This window comes from Flavobacteriales bacterium (assembly GCA_026129465.1).
In the GTDB taxonomy this organism is placed as follows: Bacteria; Bacteroidota; Bacteroidia; order Flavobacteriales_F; family PHOS-HE28; genus PHOS-HE28.
The window spans coordinates 52,820-74,936 of record JAHCIA010000001.1; the positions used below are offsets into that span (position 1 = coordinate 52,820).

Annotated in this window: 24 protein-coding genes and 2 tRNA genes; 11 read left to right on the plus strand and 15 right to left on the minus strand. The window is 62.8% G+C overall.

Features of this window, described 5'->3' with window-relative positions:
- Nucleotides 1-23: 23 nt before the first annotated feature.
- The 5 genes from KIT10_00235 to KIT10_00255 all read right to left on the minus strand — a co-directional run bounded on the left by KIT10_00235 (nucleotide 24) and on the right by KIT10_00255 (nucleotide 3,268).
- Complete coding sequence (locus KIT10_00235) at nucleotides 24-413, minus strand: cytochrome c maturation protein CcmE (GenBank protein ID MCW5897670.1); 390 nt, start codon at nucleotides 411-413, stop codon at nucleotides 24-26.
- A gap of 60 nt (nucleotides 414-473) precedes the next feature.
- Nucleotides 474-686 carry a CcmD family protein gene (locus KIT10_00240; protein ID MCW5897671.1) on the minus strand — a complete coding sequence of 71 codons (213 nt, stop codon included), beginning with the start codon at nucleotides 684-686 and terminating at the stop codon, nucleotides 474-476.
- Nucleotides 683-1,693: a cytochrome c biogenesis protein CcsA gene (gene ccsA / locus KIT10_00245; protein MCW5897672.1), complete on the minus strand. Its 1,011-nt coding sequence runs from the start codon at nucleotides 1,691-1,693 to the stop codon at nucleotides 683-685. The genes KIT10_00240 and ccsA overlap by 4 nt, the downstream gene beginning before the upstream one ends.
- Nucleotides 1,694-1,696: 3 nt before the next feature.
- On the minus strand, nucleotides 1,697-2,332 hold the full coding sequence (locus tag KIT10_00250) for a hypothetical protein (protein ID MCW5897673.1): 636 nt from the start codon (nucleotides 2,330-2,332) through the stop codon (nucleotides 1,697-1,699).
- A gap of 93 nt (nucleotides 2,333-2,425) precedes the next feature.
- Nucleotides 2,426-3,268, minus strand: coding sequence for a hypothetical protein (locus KIT10_00255; GenBank protein MCW5897674.1), 843 nt, complete (start codon nucleotides 3,266-3,268; stop codon nucleotides 2,426-2,428).
- Between the two features lie 112 nt (nucleotides 3,269-3,380).
- On the opposite strand from KIT10_00255, the gene KIT10_00260 reads away from it, so the two are divergent.
- Both KIT10_00260 and bshB1 read left to right on the plus strand, forming a co-directional pair.
- Nucleotides 3,381-3,971 carry a glutathione peroxidase gene (locus tag KIT10_00260; GenBank protein MCW5897675.1) on the plus strand — a complete coding sequence of 197 codons (591 nt, stop codon included), beginning with the start codon at nucleotides 3,381-3,383 and terminating at the stop codon, nucleotides 3,969-3,971.
- A 56-nt stretch (nucleotides 3,972-4,027) separates the two neighbouring features.
- Nucleotides 4,028-4,747: a bacillithiol biosynthesis deacetylase BshB1 gene (gene bshB1, locus KIT10_00265; GenBank protein ID MCW5897676.1), complete on the plus strand. Its 720-nt coding sequence runs from the start codon at nucleotides 4,028-4,030 to the stop codon at nucleotides 4,745-4,747.
- Nucleotides 4,748-4,753: 6 nt separating this feature from the next.
- Here the strand turns inward: bshB1 and KIT10_00270 are convergent, their stop codons facing one another.
- From KIT10_00270 to KIT10_00290, 5 genes are read right to left on the minus strand one after another with little or no spacing between them, the layout of a single operon-like run.
- Nucleotides 4,754-5,683 (minus strand): glycosyltransferase family 2 protein, encoded by a 930-nt coding sequence (locus KIT10_00270; GenBank protein MCW5897677.1) that lies wholly within the window; start codon nucleotides 5,681-5,683, stop codon nucleotides 4,754-4,756.
- 11 nt (nucleotides 5,684-5,694) lie between these two features.
- Entirely contained in the window at nucleotides 5,695-6,429 is a 735-nt protein-coding gene (locus tag KIT10_00275; GenBank protein MCW5897678.1) for an FkbM family methyltransferase, read from the minus strand.
- A gap of 27 nt (nucleotides 6,430-6,456) precedes the next feature.
- Nucleotides 6,457-7,743, minus strand: a complete 1,287-nt coding sequence (locus KIT10_00280) for a polysaccharide biosynthesis C-terminal domain-containing protein (protein ID MCW5897679.1) — start codon at nucleotides 7,741-7,743, stop codon at nucleotides 6,457-6,459.
- Nucleotides 7,740-9,422 carry a hypothetical protein gene (locus KIT10_00285; protein ID MCW5897680.1) on the minus strand — a complete coding sequence of 561 codons (1,683 nt, stop codon included), beginning with the start codon at nucleotides 9,420-9,422 and terminating at the stop codon, nucleotides 7,740-7,742. Before KIT10_00285 ends, KIT10_00280 begins: the two co-directional genes overlap by 4 nt.
- Nucleotides 9,415-10,569 carry a glycosyltransferase gene (locus tag KIT10_00290; GenBank protein MCW5897681.1) on the minus strand — a complete coding sequence of 385 codons (1,155 nt, stop codon included), beginning with the start codon at nucleotides 10,567-10,569 and terminating at the stop codon, nucleotides 9,415-9,417. The genes KIT10_00285 and KIT10_00290 overlap by 8 nt, the downstream gene beginning before the upstream one ends.
- Nucleotides 10,570-10,676: 107 nt before the next feature.
- Between KIT10_00290 and KIT10_00295 the strand changes: the two genes are divergently transcribed.
- The 4 genes from KIT10_00295 (at nucleotide 10,677) to KIT10_00310 (ending at nucleotide 14,124) form a co-directional block, all read left to right on the plus strand.
- Nucleotides 10,677-10,752, plus strand: a tRNA-His gene (locus KIT10_00295).
- A gap of 103 nt (nucleotides 10,753-10,855) precedes the next feature.
- Nucleotides 10,856-11,536 carry a hypothetical protein gene (locus KIT10_00300; protein ID MCW5897682.1) on the plus strand — a complete coding sequence of 227 codons (681 nt, stop codon included), beginning with the start codon at nucleotides 10,856-10,858 and terminating at the stop codon, nucleotides 11,534-11,536.
- A 15-nt stretch (nucleotides 11,537-11,551) separates the two neighbouring features.
- Nucleotides 11,552-12,037, plus strand: coding sequence for a phosphohydrolase (locus KIT10_00305; GenBank protein MCW5897683.1), 486 nt, complete (start codon nucleotides 11,552-11,554; stop codon nucleotides 12,035-12,037).
- A gap of 68 nt (nucleotides 12,038-12,105) precedes the next feature.
- Complete coding sequence (locus tag KIT10_00310) at nucleotides 12,106-14,124, plus strand: dihydrofolate reductase (protein ID MCW5897684.1); 2,019 nt, start codon at nucleotides 12,106-12,108, stop codon at nucleotides 14,122-14,124.
- 63 nt (nucleotides 14,125-14,187) lie between these two features.
- On the opposite strand, the gene KIT10_00315 is transcribed toward KIT10_00310, so the two are convergent.
- The gene (locus tag KIT10_00315; protein ID MCW5897685.1) at nucleotides 14,188-14,733 is read right to left on the minus strand and encodes a hypothetical protein; all 546 of its coding nucleotides are present in this window, start codon (nucleotides 14,731-14,733) and stop codon (nucleotides 14,188-14,190) included.
- A gap of 98 nt (nucleotides 14,734-14,831) precedes the next feature.
- On the opposite strand from KIT10_00315, the gene KIT10_00320 reads away from it, so the two are divergent.
- Together KIT10_00320 and KIT10_00325 are read left to right on the plus strand one after the other, a co-directional pair.
- Nucleotides 14,832-14,915: transfer RNA gene (locus KIT10_00320), tRNA-Leu, on the plus strand.
- 71 nt (nucleotides 14,916-14,986) lie between these two features.
- Nucleotides 14,987-15,577 (plus strand): hypothetical protein, encoded by a 591-nt coding sequence (locus tag KIT10_00325; GenBank protein MCW5897686.1) that lies wholly within the window; start codon nucleotides 14,987-14,989, stop codon nucleotides 15,575-15,577.
- On the opposite strand, the gene KIT10_00330 is transcribed toward KIT10_00325, so the two are convergent.
- Nucleotides 15,568-16,494 carry a peptidoglycan DD-metalloendopeptidase family protein gene (locus KIT10_00330; protein ID MCW5897687.1) on the minus strand — a complete coding sequence of 309 codons (927 nt, stop codon included), beginning with the start codon at nucleotides 16,492-16,494 and terminating at the stop codon, nucleotides 15,568-15,570. The two genes, KIT10_00325 and KIT10_00330, sit on opposite strands and share 10 nt — an antisense overlap.
- Nucleotides 16,495-16,737: 243 nt before the next feature.
- Here KIT10_00330 and KIT10_00335 point away from each other — a divergent pair, with 243 nt between their 5' ends.
- Nucleotides 16,738-17,655 carry a hypothetical protein gene (locus KIT10_00335; GenBank protein MCW5897688.1) on the plus strand — a complete coding sequence of 306 codons (918 nt, stop codon included), beginning with the start codon at nucleotides 16,738-16,740 and terminating at the stop codon, nucleotides 17,653-17,655.
- Between the two features lie 38 nt (nucleotides 17,656-17,693).
- Nucleotides 17,694-19,445 carry a lysophospholipid acyltransferase family protein gene (locus KIT10_00340; GenBank protein ID MCW5897689.1) on the plus strand — a complete coding sequence of 584 codons (1,752 nt, stop codon included), beginning with the start codon at nucleotides 17,694-17,696 and terminating at the stop codon, nucleotides 19,443-19,445.
- A 4-nt stretch (nucleotides 19,446-19,449) separates the two neighbouring features.
- Here the strand turns inward: KIT10_00340 and KIT10_00345 are convergent, their stop codons facing one another.
- On the minus strand, nucleotides 19,450-20,247 hold the full coding sequence (locus KIT10_00345) for a UDP-2,3-diacylglucosamine diphosphatase (protein MCW5897690.1): 798 nt from the start codon (nucleotides 20,245-20,247) through the stop codon (nucleotides 19,450-19,452).
- 136 nt (nucleotides 20,248-20,383) lie between these two features.
- Between KIT10_00345 and KIT10_00350 the strand changes: the two genes are divergently transcribed.
- The gene (locus KIT10_00350) at nucleotides 20,384-20,764 is read left to right on the plus strand and encodes a CoA-binding protein (GenBank protein ID MCW5897691.1); all 381 of its coding nucleotides are present in this window, start codon (nucleotides 20,384-20,386) and stop codon (nucleotides 20,762-20,764) included.
- Between the two features lie 68 nt (nucleotides 20,765-20,832).
- Here the strand turns inward: KIT10_00350 and rplS are convergent, their stop codons facing one another.
- Nucleotides 20,833-21,204, minus strand: coding sequence for a 50S ribosomal protein L19 (gene rplS, locus KIT10_00355; protein ID MCW5897692.1), 372 nt, complete (start codon nucleotides 21,202-21,204; stop codon nucleotides 20,833-20,835).
- Between the two features lie 79 nt (nucleotides 21,205-21,283).
- Complete coding sequence (gene trmD, locus KIT10_00360) at nucleotides 21,284-21,982, minus strand: tRNA (guanosine(37)-N1)-methyltransferase TrmD (GenBank protein ID MCW5897693.1); 699 nt, start codon at nucleotides 21,980-21,982, stop codon at nucleotides 21,284-21,286.
- Nucleotides 21,983-22,117: the final 135 nt, after the last annotated feature.

Below are 22,117 nucleotides of genomic sequence, written 5' to 3' on the forward strand. Positions count from 1 at the left end.
CCCTCAACTTCAACCATCAACCATCAACCATCGATACTGTGCTCCTCATTGTACTTGCTCGGGCACTTCATGAGCATGTCCCGGGCGTGGAACTCGCCATCTGGCGTGGCCTTGCCGATAAGCACGAGGCGTTCGCTGCGTTCGAAGTCCTGTGGCTTGGCCTTGTTCAGGTGCACGCGCGCGGTATTGCCCTCCAGGTCCACCATGGTGAAGGTGGTGAGGCTGGCATTGAGGCTGGGTTCGTAGATGATGTCCTGACTGCGATCCAGCACACCCACCACATGGTACTCTCGCCCCGGGTTCTCCATCGCCTGGTGCAGATCGGCATAAGTGCTGCTGTCGTACAAGGAACCGATCAACGCCGCGATGGAGATGGCGATGATGACGATGGCGATGATGTGGGAGCGTTTCATGGGATGATCAGGTACTCATGTGCGCATGCGGTCAAAAGTCCTTGACCCAAGGTGCGCTGGTCACTTCTTGTCCAATTTCTCCTCCAGCCGCTTCAACCTCCGGTCCTGCGCCCAAAGCCACACGCCGATGCCCAGGATGATGATCGCCACCACGGCCACCACGGCATTCATCTTGCCGCCGCCGTATAGATCGTCCTCCAGCCAGTTCGGTGCTTGGGCGCGCAGCATGGTCGGTGCCAGCAGCAACAGGCCGGGGATGATGAAGGTTCTCATGCGTCAAGTTTTTCCTGTACGCGCGTGGCGCGTTGGCGCAGGTCGTATATCCAAAGGCCAAGCAGTATCCATCCTGCCACGGCTGGATAGAAGACCATGCGCAGGCGGTCGTCGAGGTCCAGATCGCTGAAGGGGCTGTTGCCGCCGCTGCCGGGGTGGAGGCTGTCCACCTGGTTCAACCGGGGCACCACGAAGAGGAAAAGCACCAGCAGCATGAAGGCGAAGATGTTGTAGATCGCCGCGAGCCGGGCGCGTTTGTGCCCATCGGCCACCGATCCGCGCAACACCAGATAGGCCAGGTAGATCAAGGCGGTCACTGCGGCGCCATTGAGCTTCACGTCGTTCGTCCAGAAGGCGGTCCATGTGGCGCGCGCCCAAACCATGCCTGTGAGCAGACCCAGCGCGCAGAAGAGCAGGCCCACATGCACGGCGGTCGCGGCTTCCCGGTCGCGGTCCAGCGATCCGCTGCCCAAATGCCGGATGCTTTTCCAAACGGAGAGGCCCATCAGCGCGATCATGGTGAACCACATGGGCACGTGGAAATGGAGGTTGCGGATGCTCTCGTACAAGATGCTGCGGTTGGGGAAGGCGAAACCCGCGGATGCGCTGTTCGCCGGTCCGGCCGGTTCGCAAGTGCCCTCCTTCGCACCATCACCGATGCCGGTGGTGTGAAAAGCAGAAGGGTAGGCGAGTCCTTCCACATGCAGATCGGTCATCATGCTGCGCAGTCCTCCGGGGACCGCCACTTTCAGCCGCAAGTGGGTCGCATCGATCACCTCCACGCTTTGTGGGCAAACGAACTGTTCTCCATTCGCGAGGCGGGCCGCCGGGACTTCCGCAGCGGTCCAGCCGGTATTGTATCCGGTGACGGTGATCGTCGCATCACCCGGTCCTATGCGGCTCGGGGACACGTGTACCAAGGCAGGACCCAGCGGTGCGAGCAGGGCGGCAACGGATGCGACCGTGAGCAACGCGATCGCCAGGAATTTCCACCACCAATGCCTCATGGATCAGTCGCGCCAAAGGTACGGGAACAGCAACCAGGACAAGGTGACGACGATGACGCCCAACAGTGCAAGACCCAGGAAATACGTGCCGGTGACCGCCCAACCCACGCCGTCCAGCGCCAGCTTGCTCACGCGCATCACCGTGAGCAGCATGGGAAGCACCAGCGGGAAGCCCAGGATGGCCATCAGGCCCAGACCACTACCGGCCCGTGCCGCGATGGCGGAGATCAGCGTGAGCACCGCTGCGAAGCCCGCACCACCCATGGCAACGGCCAGCAGGTATTGGGGCACATCCGCCTGGTCCATCACCTGGCCACCCATGAACAGCATATAGAACACCAGGCTCAGCAGGCTCAGCAGCAACATGGTGAGGATATTGTACACCGTGCGCGCCAGGATCACGCTGCGCGGATCGGCCAGGGTGTGGAGGTAGAGTTGGCGGCCATTGTCCTCGCGCTGGAAGGAGCGCGCCAACGCATTGAAGGCCGCGAACAGCAGGATGATCCAGAACAAGGCGTTCCAGGTGGCGATGGCCGGAGAGCCCTTCAGCGCCAGATGGGCCACATAGACGGCGCCGGTCACGTACAGCAGCATGCCTCCCCACGCGGCACGTTGCCGCAGGTCGAGTGCCGCTTCCAAGCGGATGAGCCAAGCGATCTCCCGGATCCGCAATGCATGTCCGCCATGCACCGGTCAGGCGGCGTGTGGCGGCGCGGCGAAGGTAACCTCCGCTCAGCGGCGCGTCTTGTCGCGCACTTCCACCGCTTCGGCGGTGTACACCATGTAAACGTCCATGAATGGGCGGATGGCCTCGGGCACCTTGCGGTTGGGTTCGCTGGGGATGATCAACAGCGCTTTGCCATCCCAGCGCGCTGCCTGGTAGGCCTTGTACTGCTTGAAATCCTTCAGGCGCGGGTAGCGCTTCTCGAAGCTGGCGATGCCCTCGGGCCAGTTGCGCTCATGGCTGCGGAACACCACCGCCTCGATCTCGGCCTTGCTCATGCCACGCTTTTCCAGTGCCGCGATGGCGGCGGGATCGCGGGACAGGTCGTAGGTGGCGTAGACCTCGTCAGCCTTCTTGATGCGGGCCTTCGGGTGGCGGGTCCAGTTGGGTCCTTTGCTCGCTGCGCGTTGCATGGCCACAGGTGGTGGATCCACCAGCCCGCTGTCGTTCACCACCAGGAAGATGTCCGTGATCGGGCGCAACTCCTCGGGCATGTGGATGTTGGCGCTGGCATACAGGCCCACCAGCGATCGCTTCACGTCCTCTTCGTCGATGGACAGTGCGCAGACCCGGATGGCGGCGTAGTGCCTGATGGCTTCCCGGTTGGCGTCGCGGGCGCTATCGCCCTGCAGCCCGGCGGGCCATTGGTCCTGCTGGCTGGTGGTGATCGCGGCACCGATGATGCCATCGGCCAGCCCGGCGGCCTGCAACGCGGCCATGGCGTTCTTGTCACGGCCCAGTTCGGGCGAGGCCATGATGGCCAATGGTTCCATGATGCGCACCGGTGTCTGGGCCAGGAGCGTGACGTAAGTGCCCATGACCAGCAACGTGAAGAGGGTCCTTTTTTCCATCATGCGCCGGTATACGCCGCCACAAGGGAATAGGGTACATCGCACACGCCCCGTTCGACCAATGGGGGCGCAGGCCCGTTGAACAATGCCGATCTTCGCACGTTCATCTGCCATGCGCCTCTTAATCTTTGCGCCCTGCTTGCTCGCGCTGGCTTGTGGCCAGGCCGACCGGATCCGCCTGGGTCCGGTGAGCATGCCCATCCAAAGTCCCCAGACCCCGCCCGCCATGTCATTCCACGACCTCAGCGCCACCGACATTGAAGGCCAACTCGTGCGGTTCGACCGCTACAAAGGCAGCAAGGTGATCGTGGTGAATACCGCCAGCGAATGCGGCTATACCCCGCAGTATGCCCAGTTGCAGGAGCTTTACGACAACAACAAGGACCAGGGGCTGGTGGTCATCGGCTTTCCCTGCAATGATTTCGGCGGCCAGGAGCCCGGAAGCGAGGAGGCGATCGCCGCATTCTGCCAGAAGAACTATGGAGTGACCTTCCCCATGATGGCCAAGGTGGACATCAAAGGCGAACAGCCCCATGCCGTCTTCAACTGGCTGATGCACAAGTCGCAGAACGGAGTGTTGGACCACCGCGTGAAGTGGAATTTCCACAAGTTCCTGATCGATGGGCAGGGCAGGCTCGTGGATGCTTTCCCCAGCGGAGTATCGCCCTTGGACGACAAGATCCTGCGCTGGGTCCAAGACTGATCGCCAGGGTGGATCACGCGGAGGATCCCCATCTTCGCCCGATGATGAGCGGAACCATGCGGCAAGTGGACCTCCTTTGCGTAACGGCGCATCCCGATGATGTGGAGATCTCCATGGCGGGCACCGTGCTGCGGCATGTGGCCTTGGGCCATGCCGTTGGTCTGGTGGAACTGACCGCCGGAGAACTTGGCACCCGTGGCAGCGCCGAGCTGCGGGCCAGCGAAGCGGAAGCCGCGCGGCAGGTGCTTGGAGCCGGATTCCGCTATCAACTGGGTCTGCCGGACGGTTTCTTCCGGGCCGATAGGGAGAGCCTGTTGAAGGTGGTCGCCTGCATCCGCCTGCACCGGCCCAGGGTGCTGCTGACCAACGCGGTACGCGACCGCCATCCGGACCATGGCCGTGCCGCAGCACTGGTGGCTGAAGCAAGTTTCCTCAGTGGCTTGCGACGCGTGGAGACCTTGCATGATGGCGAAGAACAGAAGCCCTGGCGCCCCGTGCACGTGTTGCACGCCATCCAGGACAATTGGATCGACCCCGACCTGGTGGTGGACGTTACCGCGCATTGGGAGCGGAAGCAGGAGGCTCTGCGGTGCTTCGCCTCCCAGTTCCATGACCCTGCGAGCCAGGAGCCGCCCAGCCCCATCGCCAATCCGGATTTCATGCCCTACCTGGAAGGGCGACACCGCCAATTGGGCAGGCTCATTGGCGTGCCCTATGCCGAAGGCTACACCTGTGCACGGCCGCCCGGGGTGGACGATCTGCTGGCGCTCCGCTGAGTGGGTTCAGTGCTTGAGCATGCGGCCCAACCGCACGGCACGTTCGAAGCCCAGCAGCTTGTGCGCCATGATGTAGCGCGGTGTGATCGCCTTTCCTGGCCTCGGTATGAAGCCCTTGGACAAATGGCGGCGGTAGAGATCGCTGGCGAGCGGAAGGTCCTCGTGGGCCAGCAGATGGAAGGCCATGAAGAGGTATTGGTCCAGGTCGGCCAGCAGCGCGCCATAGGTCCTGGGGTCCAAGGTGCGCAGATGGTCGCGCATGCGCAGACGCAGATCGATGTAGCGCAGCCAGTTGTCCTTCACGTCGGTGCGGCTGATGCTGCCTCCCGTTCGTTTCACCACGCGGGTGGCGGGCCGCGGATCGAAAGCCACACTTCCCCCGGCGGCCAACAGCCGGAAGAGCAGCTCATAGTCCTGGCTGCTGGCCAATTGCTCGTCCCAGCCGCCCGCGGCCAGCAAAGCATCGCGCCGCCACAGGTTGGCACTGGTGGTGCCCAAGCGGGTCTTCACCAGGCCTTCCCACGGATCGCCGGGTATCGCGTTCATGGTCTCTTCACCACCATGGGCCAACTCGTTCACAAAGTCGCCAATGACCGCCACGGCCGTGGGGTTCGCTTCGGCGATGGTGACCTGACCGGCGATCTTGTCCGGCATCAACCGGTCGTCGGCATCCAGGAATTGCAGCCAGGTACCCGTGGCCGCCCGCAGGCCTTTGTTGCGCGCCGCACACGCCCCGGCATGGTCACCGCGAAGCAGCGCGATCCTGTCCGGTCGCATGTGCATCAATTCCTCCACGCGGGCCACCGTTCCATCGGCGCTGCCATCGTCCACCACGATGATCTCCAGGTCGGCATGGGTCTGCTCCAGCGCGCTGCGCAGGCTGGTGCCGATCCAGTCTTCCACATTGTAGCAGGGAATGATGACCGAGACGCGCATGGCCTTCCACTTCAAACGTTGGCCGACCGACGGAAGACCACATCGTCCAACTCGCCGAAACCATGCGGAATGCGCGCGTCCAGCTCGAATCCGTGTTCGCGCAGCAATTGCTCCGAACGAGCGAAGGGCACACGGTCGGCGTACATGTCATCGCGGTGGTCTTCCAGTTGGACGTAGCGGATCATCGCTCCGGCAGGCAGTGGGAACAGGCCTTCCAGACAGGCATGCTCGTGGCCCTCGGTGTCGATCTTCAGCACATCCACGGTGCAGGGTGCCATGCCTGAGAGGAATTCGCGCAGCGTGGTCACGCGCACCGGGTAGCTGCGTTTCACGATCGCCCCTTTGTCCACCCCCAGGATGCGCGCTTTTTTCTCCAGATAGGCCGATCCCTGATCAAGACGCTCGAAGGTGGAGGTGTAGCCCAGCACGTTCTCATGGAAGAGCTTCTCACCCGCCTGGTCGCTGATGCCTTCAGGGTGCAGGTGGACGCCTTCGATGCCGGCGAAGCGTTCCTGGAGCAAGGCGAACAGCGCCGGGTCGGGTTCGAAGGTGTGGATCACGCACCGCCGATCCAGCCTTCGGAAGAAGCGAATGGTCTGGCCACGGTTGCCCCCCACATCGATCACCAGCCTGATGCCTGAACGCAGCACCCGCCGGTAGTGGCGTGCCAGTCTGCGCTCGAAGACCCAACGTTCATTGAGGCCCACCAGGCGGTCTATGAGGGCGATGCGCCACGATGCGAACATGCGGTGGCCAAAGTACTTCGAGCGCTGTCACTCGATACCCGGCACAGTGGCCTTGCCCCCTCTGACGGTCTTCCAGGCGCGCCGCACCAGTTCCAGATCGGACCGGCGGGGCAGGAGCATGGTCCAGGGTGTGCGGGTCAGGCGCATGAAGACGATCAGCTGGTATATTGTGTTGGCACAATAGGCCAGCGTGGCGGCGAGCGCGGCGCCATCCAGTCCGTGGGTCGGGATCAACAGCGGACCGGCCACCAGGGTGAAGCACAAGCCGATGCCCGAGCCGATGGCGTTGTGATGATGACGTCCGGTACCGCTGCTCCAATGGCTCAAAGCCTGGGAGGCCGCCATGGCTACCAGGCCCGGTGCCAGCAGCAGCACCAACGGAACGACACCGACCACCTCCGGACCGAAGACCCATTGGAAAAGAAGATCGGGAAGCATCAGGATCACGAGCGTAACGAGCAAGGCGAAGGCTGTGGCGGCCTTCATGATGGCCAGGGTCAGGTCGCGCTGCCGATCGACCTCCTCCAGATTGCTCACGCGCACATGCAGCACCATGCCCAGGCTCTTCGGCACCAGCCAGGCGCTTTCGGCCAATTGGTTCGCCACGGTGTAGAGCCCCAGCGCCGAAGTGCCGCGGTAAAGATCGATCAGGTAGTAGGCCAGACGGTAGTTGAGCAACTGCAGCAGATTGGCCGCTTGTGTGAAGCCACCGTGCCGGAACATGGCGCCCCAGGCCCATGGCCCCGGCGTCGAAGGGCTCTTCCCCGGGCGACGGATCGCCCAGGCCGAAGCCACCAGTGATGTGAGGAAGGACAGATACGAGGCCGTCACAAAATGCCCCACATGCGCATTCTCGGCGGCTGAGGTCAGCGACACGAATGCTCCCAGCAACACGATCGATTGGAGGACGGAGATGGTGTTGTACCTGCGGATGCGTTCCTGCCCGAGCAGGATGCCGAAGTGGATGGTGTAGAGCGATTGGATGAAGGCCAGCAGGACCACGTGCCATTCCAGACCTTCGGGCACCAGTGGCAACGTGTGCATCACCGCGGCAGCCACCAAGGCCGTGAACACCGCCCAGAGGTAGGCTGGAAGCAGCAGCGTTCGTGCGGGCAGCCGGGGCACGAGGTACACCAGCGCACCTCCGCCGATCACATTGTTCAGCACCATGATCAGCGTGATGCCGAGCACGATGAGGCCGATCTCGCCAAGACCTTCGGTGCCAAGCGCATGGCCAGCCACGGCGATCACAAGCAGGTTGGACGCCATCACCACGATGCGGGTGCCGATGGTGCCGAGCACTGGGCGGATCATTTCCTGCGGCGTTTCAATTTGCCCAGCTTGCGATCGCGGGCGGCCTTCGCACGTTGCGGTACGCGGGTGAAGCGCTTGCCATCCAGCAGGGTGATGCCGTCCATGGCGCACAGCGTGTGCAGGCCGGCCCCATAAGCGCTGCCCTTCAGGGGGCCCAGGTGATACAGGGTCTCTTCGCGGAATCGCATGGGATCCAGTTCCACCACGCGGTTGAAGGCGATGCGGCCGCCATAGGTGAGGGAACTGTCCTGGGACGGACGCCACATTTCCTTACCGTGCAGGAAGGGTGTGCCCGCCGGGCGTGCCGAACGGATGTCCATTTTCACCGGCTGGAACAGGTGAGGGTGGTATGGACCTTCGAAATGGTCGCTCCAGTACGCGTAGAGTGCGACATTGGTCAACGGCGCCTTGGTGCCGAACAGCCACCAGCGTCCATCATGCTGGAAGATCGTGGGGTCGCAAAGGGCTTCGTTCAACAGGGTACCAACGAGATCGAGGCCGTCGTTCGTCTCGTTCACCCGATACAGGTCCACCCGGCCGCTCGCGGCGTTCTCAGGCACCACCCAGATCACTCCTTCATGCTTCACCACGTAGGGATAGGAGAAATGGGTGTCTCCAGCGAGCATGGTGCGCGAACGCTTGATCACATTGTCCTGCTTGGGCCGCAACCGTGCTATCTCGCCTTTGCCCGTGGCATGGTCGAATTTTTCGTACAGCATGTTCAGCCGGCCCTGCTCGTCCACATAACCGAAGGGGTCCGCTCGGAAGGTGCCTTGTGCGGGTGGCGGCAACCACCGCACATTCAATGGCGGATCGTCGGCCAGCAGGTCGGTGATGGGCCGATTGAGCACGCCGATGTTCCATTCCTCATGTTCGCGCAGATCGCGCCGGTGGAAGCGCAGCTTGTTCCCGGCCATGGACCAGAGAAAGCGCAGCAGCGAGGCCGTACCCGGATATCGCGTGAGCTTGCCCCTGCCTGCTGGGGGTACCCCATCGCTGGCCGTGGTATCGCCGGCCAGCAGGGTGCGCATCACCTGCGCAGGCCAGATGGCGCTGTGCATGAGCACCGTCTCCACGGTCTCGGCATGACTGTGGTCCACGGTGGCGAACCACCCTTGCCGAAGTATGCGGCCCTGGTCCAGATCCTCGGTGAGGCGCTGCAGCACGGCGCCGGTCACGGGCTCCCCGTCCACGATCTCCCACAGCCCCGGAGGGCCGCCCCGGTAGTGTGCAGGGTCGCCGTGATGGAAGCTCCACACCCCGAAGCGTGGCAGGGACAGGATGCCGCCCGTGAGGATGTTGAATCCGAAGCGCAGCAGCACATCCGGCCGGTGGCCCGCGATGGCCGCACATTGGTCTTTTGTGAAAGACTCCCTGATCCCTTGTTGTTCCGGCCTGACCTTGACGCAGGGGAGAGCCCCGAGCAGATCGTGGAGATCCACCTCCTGCATGGCGGGCGGGGCGAAGCGCCTGCGGTACCAACGGTAGAGCGCGGTATCCCAGTGGCGCCAGGTCCTGCTCCGCTTCATTGCCACCACAGGTTCTTCGGTCACCAGCAGCACGGGCACTACGCCAGGAACGGCAAGGGCCTGCCGAATGGCTTCCGCCTGCCAGCGTTGGAACACGGTGCCCCGGCACAGGATGCCCAGGCGCAATTCGTTCAAGCCCGTTTCAGCCATGACCGGTGACGCGTTGGTGGATGGTGAGCAGCGCCCTGCCCACAGCCTCCCGACTGAAGCGTTCGCCCACGCTGCGCCGGATGGCCGAAGGGTCATGAGGAAGGTCGCCCGAGGCCAGGGTGAGCATCGCCGTGGCGAGTGCCGCATCATCGCGCGGCCCGATGAGGATGCCGTTCTCCGGGGTGATGAAAGCTTCCGGTCCGCCGCATCTGGTGGCGATCACAGGGCGGCCCAGCGCCAGCGCTTCGCCGGTGACCACGCTGAATGTCTCCACATTGCTGTTCACCACCACGGCCATGGCACCGGCCAGATGGTCGAGCACCTCACGGTTCGACAGTCTTCCCAGGAACCGCACCTGTTCCCCGATCGCCAAACGCACGGCGAGATCCCGCAACATGGTGCGATCCGGGCCATCGCCGATGACCGTGAGCCGGAGGCCCGCGTTCCGTTCGCGGGCCGTGGCAAGCGCGCGGAGTATGCCGCTGATGTTCTTGGTCCCGTCCAGCAGATCGGCCACCACGAAGAAATGGCCAGGCTCGCCAGGGGGCGTCAAAGCACGCTCCAGGCCGGGCACCACGTTGGGTACGATCACAGGGGAGCTTGCCAGCCCATGCGCGGCCAAGGCTTCGCCCAACCAGGGGCTTACAGTCGTCACTACCGCGGCATTCCGGAAGAGCCATTTGCTCAGCGCATGGAAAAGCATACCCTTGGCCGCGTAGGTGCCATCGAGGTACTCACTGCTGTGTTCGTTCACCACGTAAGGCAACTTGTTGCGCCAGGCGAACCAGCGCGCCGCCAGCACTGGTCTCACCAGAATGCAGGCATGGAGGGAGTCCGGCATGCCACGTTCACGCACCAGCCGATGCCAGCCGCGCCGCGTGGTGCGCCACCAACGGAGCAGGTTCACCAGCTTGCGCCAGGGTTTCCAGGCAGCGGTGTTCGCGCGGTAGTAACAATGGAGCTCCCAGGCGCCGTCCAGGTGTTCCACATCCTGCGCGCCATGTGCCCCGGCATCGTTGAGGGGTGCCACATGCAGCACGCTCACTTGGGCATACAGCCCCATGGCCTGGGCCTGTTTTCGCAGGAAATCGCCCAACTGGGGATCGTTGCGGCCCGGGTACCATTTGGGCAGGAAAAGCACATGCATGGCGGCGTCGCAAAGTAAGACGATGGTCCCGCGCCGATCCCCGTCGAACGTGGTGGAGCGCAGTGCCGACTATATTTGCGGGCCGAACGGCGAAGGCCGGTCGACTTGGTGGATGTAGCTCAGTTGGTTAGAGCGTCGGATTGTGGTTCCGAAGGTCGCCGGTTCAAGCCCGGTCTTCCACCCGCCTGAACGGAAAAAGGCTCCCCAACGGGGGGCCTTTTTCTTTGCGCATGGCCATCGTTCCGTTCCGCCGATCGCGTCCTACCTTGCGCCGGTCTCCCACGCCATGTGCCGCGCCAACATCCTCCGCCATTCAATCGCGCTCCTGGGTACGGTGCTGTTGGCCGGCTGTCTCACCATCGAAGAACACTACACCTTCAAGAAGGACGGGAGCGGCAGCATGACCTACGTGGTGGACATGAGCGGCCTGGGTGAGATGATGAACAGTTTCGGCGACATGGGCGGCACGCCCCAGGATGACATGGGCACCATGGACCTCAGCGCCGAGGTGGGGCGCTTGAAGACCGTGCCGGGTGTGAGCAAGGTGAAGCTGGATGCCAAAAAGAAGTGGGTGCAGAAGATCAGTTTCAACTTCAAGGATGTCACGGCGCTCAATGCTGCGCTGAACGAGCTGCTAAAGGACAGCTCCGGTGTGCGACAGGATTTCTTCCGCTGGGAGGATGGTACATTGGTTCGCTCCAACAACCGGCATGCCCATGAACTGGGGGCCGGTATTGCCGCTGGTGAGGATGGTGGCGACGACGATGAGTTCGGCATGAACGCGATGCTGGAGTCGATGAAGTACCGCTACAGCTTCAAGTTCGCCAGGCCCATCGGCCAGGTGTCCTCCGCGGATGGTGTACTGCGGAGAACGACGGGCACCAAGGAGATAGGCTTGGAGACGGATTTCGCCGTCATCTCTCGCGACCCCTCCGCGCTGGACCTGCGCATCACATTGGACAAGTAGTTCCGCACGGCCTCGATGGAACACCTGTTGGAGACCGCCATCCGGCTCGCCGCCAAGGTCCACAAGGGTCAGGTCGATCGTTTCGGCAAACCTTACATCCTGCATGTGATGCGTGTGATGATGCGCGGTCAGGACCTGGACGAACAGGTGCTGGGTGCCCTCCACGATGTGTTGGAGCGCTCCTCGCTGAAGGCGCCCGATCTCGCCGCGAAGGGCTTCAACGGACGGGTCTTGAAGGCCTTGGACCACATCACTCGGCAGAAGGAGGAGACCTACGAACAATACATCGACCGGGTGATGCAGGACAACCTGGCCATACGGGTGAAGCTCAACGATCTGGCCGACAAGATGGACCTGCTCCACGTGGAGACCCTCAACCACGCCGACCTGAAACGCTACAACAAGCAACTGACGGCCTACCACCGGATGAAACGGTTGGTGGAGCATTCCAAGGCCCAGATGAGGCTGCAGCAACCGCGCCGGGACCGGGGCGAAGGCTGAGCGCGGGCAGGGCCGGACGGTGCATGGCCCCGGCTATCTTCGCCGTCCATCGAAACCAACCCTTTCCCATGAACATCAAGTATCTGCTGCTGGCGCTGCCCTGGCTGGTCGCGTGCGGCGGGTCCGCGGACAAGACCACCGAGGTCCCCGTGGCCGACACCACCTTCAATTGGGAGGTGGACCAGTTCGAAGACCTGCGCATCCTGCGCTACCGCATTCCCGGTTGGGACATGATCCCGTTGCAGCAGAAACAACTGGCCTACTACCTCACCATGAGCGGTCTGGCGGGGCGCGACATCATGTGGGACCAGAACCACCGGCACAACCTGCGCATCCGCCGCGCTTTGGAAAAGATCGTGGGCGGCCAGGGACCCGAGGACCAGGGCGCCGAGTGGGACGCCTTCATGACCTATGCGAAACAAGTTTGGTTCGCCAACGGCATCCATCACCACTACAGCAATGCCAAGTTCATTCCGGGCTTCACGCGGGAGTGGTTCACCAAGCGCCTGGCGAAAGCGGGCCACAGCCTCCCCGATGAGGTGCTTGAGACCATGTTCGATCCCACCATCGATGCCGTGAAGGTGAGCCAGGACGCCAGCCGGGACCTGGTGCTGGCCAGCGCGGTGAACTTCTACGGTCAGGATGTTTCGCAGAAGGAGGTGGAGTTGTACTACGATGCCATCGTGGACCCCAATGCCCCCAGGCCCTTGAGTCATGGCCTCAACAGCAAGGTGGTGCGTGGCGCCGATGGCAAGGTCACCGAAGCCGTTTGGAAGGTGGGTGGCATGTACGGCCCGGCCTTGGAGAAAGTGGTGGAGTGGCTGGAGAAGGCACGTGGTGTGGCCCTCAACCCCCAGCAGGAGAAGGCCATCGGTCTGCTGATCGACTACTACCGCACAGGTGACCTGAAGACCTGGGACGATTTCAACATCGCCTGGGTGCAGGACACTTCCAGCGATATCGACTTCATCCATGGTTTCGTGGAGGTGTACCAGGATCCGATGGGCTTGAAGGGCAGTTACGAGGTCATCGTGCAGATGAAGGACCCCGAGGCCAGCCAGCGCATGGCCGTGCTGATGGACTACGCCGGCTGGTTCGAAGAGAACAGTCCGATCATGCCGAAACACAAGCGCAAGGACGTGGTGGGCATCACCTACAACTTCATCAACGTGGTGGGCGAGGCCGGTGATGCCAGCCCCAGCACGCCGGTGGGGGTGAATCTGCCCAACGCCAACTGGATCCGGGCCGAACACGGCAGCAAGAGCGTGAGCCTGGGCAACATCTCCGAAGCCTATGAGAAGGCCAGCGGCGGTGAAATGCTGAAGGAGTTCGCCTTCGATGATGCCGAACGCGAGCGGGCCGAGAAATACCAATCATTGGCCGGCAAGCTGCACACCGCCCTGCATGAGGTCATCGGCCACGCCAGCGGCGTGTTGGAGCCCGGCAAGAATCCCGATATGTTGAAGAACTACGCAAGTCCCCTGGAAGAGGCACGTGCGGATCTGGTGGCGCTGTACTACATCACCGATCCCAAATTGGTGGAGATCGGACTGATGCCCGACCTGGAAGTGGGCCGGGCCGAATATGAGGCCTATCTGCGCAACGGCCTGATGCTGCAACTGCGCAGGCTGAAGCTGGGCGATGACGTGCAGCAGGCCCATATGCGCAACCGCCAGACGGTGAGCAAGTGGGTGTTGGAAAAGGGCGCGCCCCAGGGGATCGTCACGTTGGACAAGGTCGATGGCCGCTCCTTCGTCCGCGTGCATGATGTGGAAGGCCTGCGCGGGCTCTTCGGTGATCTGCTGCGGGAGGTGCAGCGCATCAAGAGCCAGGGCGACTACGCGGCAGGGCGCGACCTGATCGAGAAGTACGGCGTCAAGGTGGACCAGGACCTGCATGCCGAGGTGCTCAAGCGAAGCGAGAATGTGAAAAGCGCCCCGTACAGCGGCTTCGTCAACCCCATGCTGGAACCCGTGTTGGATGCCAGCGGTGCCGTCACGGACATCCGCATCCGACAGCCGAAGGACTTCGTGGAGCAGATGCTGGACTACGGCCGCCGTTTCAGCTTCCTGCCCGACGAAAATTGAAAACCACCTGCCGGGATGAAACCTGGGGATGCATGTCGCCGTTGAACCCCCTGTCCAAGTAGTTCAAAGGTCAATCTGAAGAGTCACGTCGCCCCTGTCCGCCTTCCGGTGGATGGGGGCTTCGTGCTTACGGACCGATCCGTTGCACAGTACATCTGCGGCCCAGGAGGCGATGAGCATGGATGGCTTGGTATTGGGCTCATAGCCATGGGCGCGCACATAGCCCACCGCTGCGGCGTGCAGCTTGTGCGAGGCGTGGCTTTCATCGCTGTTCAGGTCCATGTCGATGCGTCGCACCGGCACCCCGCCTTCCTCGCTCAGCCAACGGGCCAAACGCACGCTTCGCTCCACCTCGCCCCAGAGCCGGGTCCACAGGTCGGTGACCTTCGTGGCGTGTTCGCGTTGGTAGGCCACCTGGGCGCCATTCCGGTGGTAGCGCAACACCACCGTGGTGGTGTAAACCGTGTGCCGCATCCGGTTCTGGCTGTCACTCCCCACAAGGATCTCCACGCCGGGCGACACTTCGATCGAGTCCCGCACCCAGTCCAGCAGGTCCACGGGCGAACCATCGCGCATGCGCTTGAATCCTTCGTGCACCGGACCGGCCATGTCGCCAAGGTAACGGAGACAACGATGGATCCGTTCGCAGTGCGGCACGCCGAACGGCGTTTATATTTGCGCCCCCTGAGCGAGGAACATCTTCGCCCACCGGAGTGGCGGAATTGGTAGACGCGCACGTTTCAGGGGCGTGTGACCGAAAGGTTGTAAGGGTTCGAGTCCCTTCTCCGGTACCCACAGGGGGCGGCCCAGGCCGCCCCCGATCTTTGGCGGCCACCGCATCGCTCCTGCTCCCGCTCCGCTCATGGGCATCCGCCGCTTCCATACGCGCAGGCAATGGCACAACACGCTGATCATGGCGTGGGTGACACCGTTCCTACTGCTCATGGGTGTGATCCTGCTGGCCGCAGCGGGCCTTTTCTGGCCCCTGCTCGTCATCGGGGCGGGATGCGTCGTGGGCCTGCTGGTGGCCATCTCCCGTGATCTGGTGAACCGCTGCGTGTATACGGTGGAGGAGGACCGGCTTGTGCTGGAGCATGGCCGCGAGCGCCTGGAGATACGCCTGGCCGATATCGCTGACGCCAGCCTGCTGGACCGTGCGGCGGCCAGGGAGTATATCCGTTCGCGCACCCGTGCCGGAGACCCGAGCAAGGCGCGGGAGCGCATCAGGGCCTTCCTCGGCTATTGCACAGTGGACATCGGCCTCACCTCCTTCACCCTGGGTCTCGGCCGCGGCATCATAGACCGCTTGCCCGAGGCCAAACACGACCTGGTGCTGCTGCGCGTTCGTGATCAGCGCGAGTTCTTGCTCTCGCCCATGTACAACCAGGACCTGATATCGGCCGTGACGCGTTTCGCCACCAGCAACCTGCGTCGCCCGGGCGATCAGTTGTAGCGAAGCCGCTGACCCACGCGGATGATGCTGTCGCGCCTCAGGCCGTTCAACTGGCAGAGCTGGTTCACCGAGGTGCCGTAGCGCCTGGCGATGCCGGAGAGCGTGTCCCCGCTTCGCACCGTGTGGTATTTGCGCGCGGCCATGGCGGCCTTGGCCGCGGCGATCGCCGCGAAAGTGCCATGGTGGATATCCAGTGTGCGGGCCTTGATGGTGCCGTTCTCCAGATCGAAGATGGTGGCAGGGTCGATGGGCTCGTCCAGGAAACGCACCTCGAAGTGCAGGTGGCTGCCGTAGCTGCGGCCCGTGTTCCCGCCCAGGCCCAGGAGGTCGCCCGCATGGACCTCATCGCCGGGCTTCACCAGGCGTTTGCTCAAGTGCGCATACAACGTTTCCAAGCCGTTCTGGTGACGGACCACCACCACATGACCGAACGACCTGTTGTATTTGGAGATGCGCACCATGCCATCGAACGCGCAGTGCACGGGATCCCCGGTGTTGAGCTTGAGGTCCACGCCATAGTGCATGCGCCCTCTACGGGGTCCGAATGGCGAGGTGATATGCCCAGGACATGGTATGGACAGGTCGCAGTCCTCGTGCGCCAGGGTCAAGCGTAGCGTGTCCTTGCCCAGCTTGGGCGTTCCTGACCGGTCGAAGATGACGTCCGTGTTGAAGTGGCAGTAGATGTCGTAACCGGGGATCAGTGCCAGCGAATCGTTGACGTCCCACTTCAGGCCGAGCGCATGGGCGGCGTGTTCGATCTCGGGAAGCGCGCCACGATCCTCGAAGAATTCGATCTCGTCATACGCTTCGAGACCATCAGGACCACCGTAGCTGCTTGTGTCGCTCTGGGCCTGCCCCGTGGTGGCCACAAGAAGCGCACACGACAGAAGATGCAGGACCCGCTCGTTCATCCGCATGCGGACAAAACTATCCGCACAGGGGAAAGTGCCAAACCGGCCAGCCACCGATACATCAACATGCCCCTGGTGTGCCGCGGACGGATGGCGGCGATCGCCCGTCTGGCAAGGCTTGATGGACGATGGGCGCCCACCGTTAAAAGCTGTTAACAGTCCAGTGGTGCGGATCGTGAGGAATGGTGTGCCCGGTGCAGGCCGTACGGCATGAACTTCGCGGCCTCGTATCGCGTTGACCTGATGCACATGCGTTCGATGGAGACCGGAGACAGGGGAGGCGGGCTGGCCCACTTGGTGGTGATCTACCTGGTGGCCTTGCTGCTCACTCTGCCGCTGTTCATCATCCTCGATCGATTCGTGCCCGAGATTGTGCTGCCGGTCGGCGGTGGTCTCCGGGTGGACCACATGATCACCTTCGTGCTGATCTTCTCGGCCTTTATCGTGCTGGTGCACCGCTTCCAGCAAATGGTCTACGCCGTGCTCATCACCGGCATGGTCGCGCTCACCGTCACCTCCATCACCGGGTGGTACTCCTTCGGTGGTCTCTATGAGGACTACGCCGAATGGCTTCGCTCGCTGGAGGAGACCACCGGCCAGGTGCCATTGGCGGCGCAGAAGCAGAGGCCCTTCCATGATGCGGACAAACTGCGTGCATTGGTGGTGCGCCCTGACCCGAATGTGCGTAAGGCGGCCGTGCGCATGGCAACGGCCCACTTTTCGGATGTGCCCGTGGGGCCGGACGAATTCACCCTGGTGCAGTCATTCTCCATCTTCAAGGAGATCAATTCGCGCTGGACCTATGTTTCCGACGTGAAGGGTGGGGAATATTTCGCACCTCCCTCCGAAAGCATCGAACTCATGGCCGGAGACTGCGATGATCACGCCGTCCTCATGGCGGCCTGCATCAAGGCCATCGGTGGCATGGTGCGCCTGGTCCGGACCGAAGGCCATGTCTACCCCGAGTTGCGCGTGGGCGACGACACCAGATTGGAGCGGGCCGCCTTCCTGATCCGCAAGGTGCTTTTCACCACGGAGGTGGGCGACGCGCCGCTTTACCACCACACCGATCCGGACGGTGTCCATTGGATCAACCTCGACTACACGCGCAATTATCCCGGCGGGGAGCTGATGCACGAACGCATCATCGGTATCCTGGAGGTTTAGGGACCACCACGCCATGAACCGGTATCTTGGCGGGGTCCATGAAGCGCCTGGTCGAACCCGCTGAGCTGGCCAAGGCCAGCCACATGCGCCCCGGTGATGCGCGCATCACCCTTCTCACCGAGGTCAGCGGGTTGAAGCGTCTCGAGCGCTTCTACAACGCCATCGAACATCTTCATGACCTGGACTTCGCCGCCGCGGTGTTCGACAAGCTGGAGCTGGCCATTGAGGTCGACGAAAAGGACCTCGCCGGCATTCCGCGCTCGGGTGGGCTGGTCTTCGTGGCCAACCATCCATACGGCGCCATCGATGGGCTGGCCTTGGTGCATGTACTGGGCAGGGTGCGGCCGGACCTGAAGGTGATGGCCAATTTCCTGCTTCAGCAATTGGAGCCCCTGCGCGATCGCTTCATAGGTGTGAATCCTTTCGAGAAGCTCACGGCGAGAAGCAGTTTCCAAGGCATGCGACAGGCCATGGCCCATGTGCAGGGTGGGGGGGCGCTCGCGCTGTTCCCGGCCGGGGAGGTGAGCAGCTGGCGCACGGAACTCAAATCCGTGGCCGACCCGCGCTGGAAGATGCCGGCCATCAAGCTCACGCAGCATCTGGGCGTGCCCGTGGTACCCGTATGGTTCGATGGCAACAACAGTGTGTTGTTCCACATGCTGGGCATGATCCATCCCAACCTGCGCACACTGGCACTGCCGAAGGAGATGTTGCGCATGCGTGGTCGTTCGCTGAGGATGCGTGTGGGCAAGCCCATCGCGCCGTCGGACATCGAGGCGTTCACCTCGGCCGAGCAACTCACACGATACTTGCGTGCGAAGACCTACGCCCTGGGCAGTGGCCTGCAGGTGAAGCGCGATCTCTTCACCCCGCTGCGCTTTCCGCGCAGGCCCAAGGATGTCGTTCCGGCGGTGGAGAGCGACCTGTTGCTGCGCGAGATCGACGGCCTGGCCGACCTGAAGCTGAACGAGCAGGCGGAATTCGAGCTCTATCTCGCACCCAGTCACAGGATCCCGAACATCCTCCGCGAGATCGGACGGCTGCGGGAGGAGACCTTCCGCGTTGTGGGCGAAGGCACCAACAAGGCCATCGACCTGGACGAGTTCGACATCTACTACGACCACCTCTTCCTCTGGGACCGTGCCCAACGGCGAATCGCTGGCGCCTACCGTATCGGTGACGGCCGGAGCATCATGGGCAAGTATGGACGGCGTGCTTTCTACATCAGCACGCTTTTTCGCATGGACCGTCGCATGGACCGTGTGCTGCGAAAGAGTTTCGAGCTGGGCCGTTCATTCGTCACGCAGGATTATCAACGCCAGCGACTGCCCTTGTACATGCTCTGGCGCGGCCTGCTGCTGCACATGATGGCGAATACTGACATGCGCTACCTCATAGGTCCGGTGAGCATCAGCGCCACCTACAGCCGGTTCTCGCGCAAACTCATCATGGAATTCGTGCGCCAGAACCATTATGATGATGAGATGGCCGCCTGGGTGCGGCCGCGCAACCGGTTCAAAGTGCGCAACGACAAGTCCGACAGCGAGGCGCTCGTGCAGGCCTCCATGGCCGATCTGAAGAAGATGGACCGGCTCATCGCCGAGGTGGATCCCCATGAGACCGGCATGCCTGTGCTGCTGAAGAAGTACCTGCTGCTGCACGCCCGCATCATCGGCTTCAACCGCGACCCTCGCTTCAATGATGCGCTGGACGGCCTGATGCTGCTTGACCTGCATCGCCTGCCGGAGCGTACCGTGGAGGATCTTCGGAAAGGGATGACAGAGGCTTGAAGCCTCAGGCCCTTATGGCTGTTGGCTCCTGTACCATTGTGCGCCCCACACCTGTGCCCAGGCCCACGGATGCCTCGTGCATGTAAAGGGACCAATGACCGTCCGCGTATTCGAGCGCGCTCATGTGCTCGATCCAATCACCGGAGTTCATGTAGTTCACGCTCCCCTTGGAAGTATCGATACGCCTGATCTGGGGCTGGTGGATATGGCCGCACACCACATGGTCATACCCTTCATGCACGGCGATGCTCGCCGCCGTCTCCTCGAAGTCCCCGATGTAGGCCACGGCGCGCTTCACACTGCGCTTCACCCTTTTGCTGAAGCTCATGCGCGGCCGGCCGGTCCGCTCCAGGAACCAATTCACCACGTTGTTGATCCGGATGAGCAGGTCATAGCCGAAGCCGCCGAGTTTGGCCAGCCACTTGGCGTGCTTCATGGTCGCGTCGAAAATGTCACCGTGGAAGAACCAGTAGCGCTGTCCATCCACGGTGAGCACCAATTTGTCCAGGAGTTGCAGGTTGCCGAGCATGGCCGGGCTGTACCTGCGCAAGGCCTCATCGTGGTTGCCCGTGATGTAGTACACCGGCACCTTGGCCGCCATCTTCAACAGCCTCTTCAGGACCTGCATGTGGCTCTTGGGGAAATAGCTCTTCTTGAACTGCCAGATGTCGATGATGTCGCCGTTGAGCACCACCATTTTCGGCTTGATGCCCCGCAGGTAGTCTTTCAGTTCGCGGGCACGGCAGCCGTAGGTGCCCAGGTGAAGGTCCGAGAGCACCAGGATGTCGATCTTCCTTTTCATGTGGATCGCCGGGGCGCTGGTCGCGTGCCGCACGATGGCCAAAACTGGCCCAATGGTGTTTCCGGGGTATGAAGGACCGGTTAAGAGCGAGGAAGGCGTCCACAGGGCCTGTTCATGGTGCGCCGATCTTTGCACCATGGTGGGCAATGAAGGACATCATCCTGTGACCTTGGTCTTGGGGGCCAGTCCCAACCCGATGCGCTATGCCAACCTGGCCATCCGTCGGCTGCGGGAGCGGGGCTACCCGGTGCTCGCCATCGGGAAGCGCCAGGGTATGGTGGCGGATGTCCCCATCCAGCGGGAGTTGCCCCCGGACGCCTTGGTTGACACGGTGACGATGTACCTGTCCGCTGCGAACCAGGCCCCGTGGGAGGACCTGCTGCTGGCCTTGTCCCCGCGCCGCATCATTTTCAACCCTGGCGCCGAGAATCCAGCTTTCGCGAAGCGCGCCACCGCCCAAGGGGTCGAAGTGGAGAACGCTTGTACACTGGTCATGCTGGCGACCGGGGTCTATTGACCGTGCCTTCGGGCAAATGAAGAAGCCGTCCCCGGGGACGGCTTCTTCAGCGAATTCGGGAGGGTGGCCTATTGCGCCTCCCCGGCCGTTACGGCCTGGCGCTTCTCGGTGATGCGGGCGCTCTTGCCCCGACGGTCCCGGAGATAGAAGATCCGGGCCCGGCGAACCACGCCACGCTTGTTCACGTCGATCTTGTCGATGAAGGGGGAGGCCACCGGGAAGATGCGCTCAACGCCCACGTTGTTGCTGATCTTCCGCACGGTGAAGGTGCCGGTGCTGCCGGTGCCCTTGCGCTGGATCACCACGCCTTGGAACTGCTGCACGCGCTCTTTGTTGCCCTCTTTGATCCGGTAGTGCACCGTGATCGTGTCGCCGGCCTTGAACTCCGGATGGGCCTTGAGCGGGGAGTACTCCTTTTCCAGTTGCTTGATGCGATCCATGGCAGGTGTGCGTTGCGGGTCCGTGGTAGAGGAAGGGACCCTGAAATCGGGGCGCAATATTAAGCAACTTTCGGCTTCACTAACCCGCCCCATCCCCTTCCGATGGGGGGAGCAGGTGGGGGCGCCGTGCCTTGGTGCGTTCCACCGCGCGTTCGTACCGCCAGGCTTCGATGCGGGCCTGATGGCCGCTGGTGAGCACCTCCGGCACTTTCCAACCCTCATAAACGGCCGGTCGGGTATAGACCGGCGGGGCCACCAGACCGTCCTGGAAGCTGTCGCTCAGGGCCGAGGTCTCGTCGCCCAAAGCCCCGGGCACCAGTCTGGTGATGGCATCGGTGAGCACGGCTGCGGCCAGTTCCCCCCCGGACAGCACGTAGTCGCCAATGCTGATCTCGCGGTCGATGAGATGCTCGCGCACCCGCTCGTCCACCCCCTTGTAGTGGCCGCAAAGCAGGATCAGGTTCCCGATCACGCTCAGGCGGTTCACCAGCGGCTGGTTAAGCAGCTCGCCGTCCGGGCTCATGTAGATGGTTTCGGCGTAGTCACGTTCGGATTTCAGTTGTTCGATGGCCCGGTGGATCGGGCCCACCATCATCACCATGCCCGCACCGCCACCGAATGGCTCATCGTCCAGGCGCCGGTGCTTGTCCGTGCTCCATTGCCGCAGGTCATGGACGTGCACTTCCACCACGCCCTTGTCACGGGCCCTTTTCACGATGCTGGCGTCGTACCAACCCTGCATCAGCGCAGGTACGGCGGTGAGGATGTCGATGCGCATGGGTTCCGTGCGGGTGGCCGCAAAGTTGGGCCATGCGCCAGGTGTGTCCAAAGTCCGGTGGCCATGGCTCATCATGGAACATCCCTACCTTCGGCATGCCGATTGCCCCCCGGGGCGCCCATCTATTCCGATGAC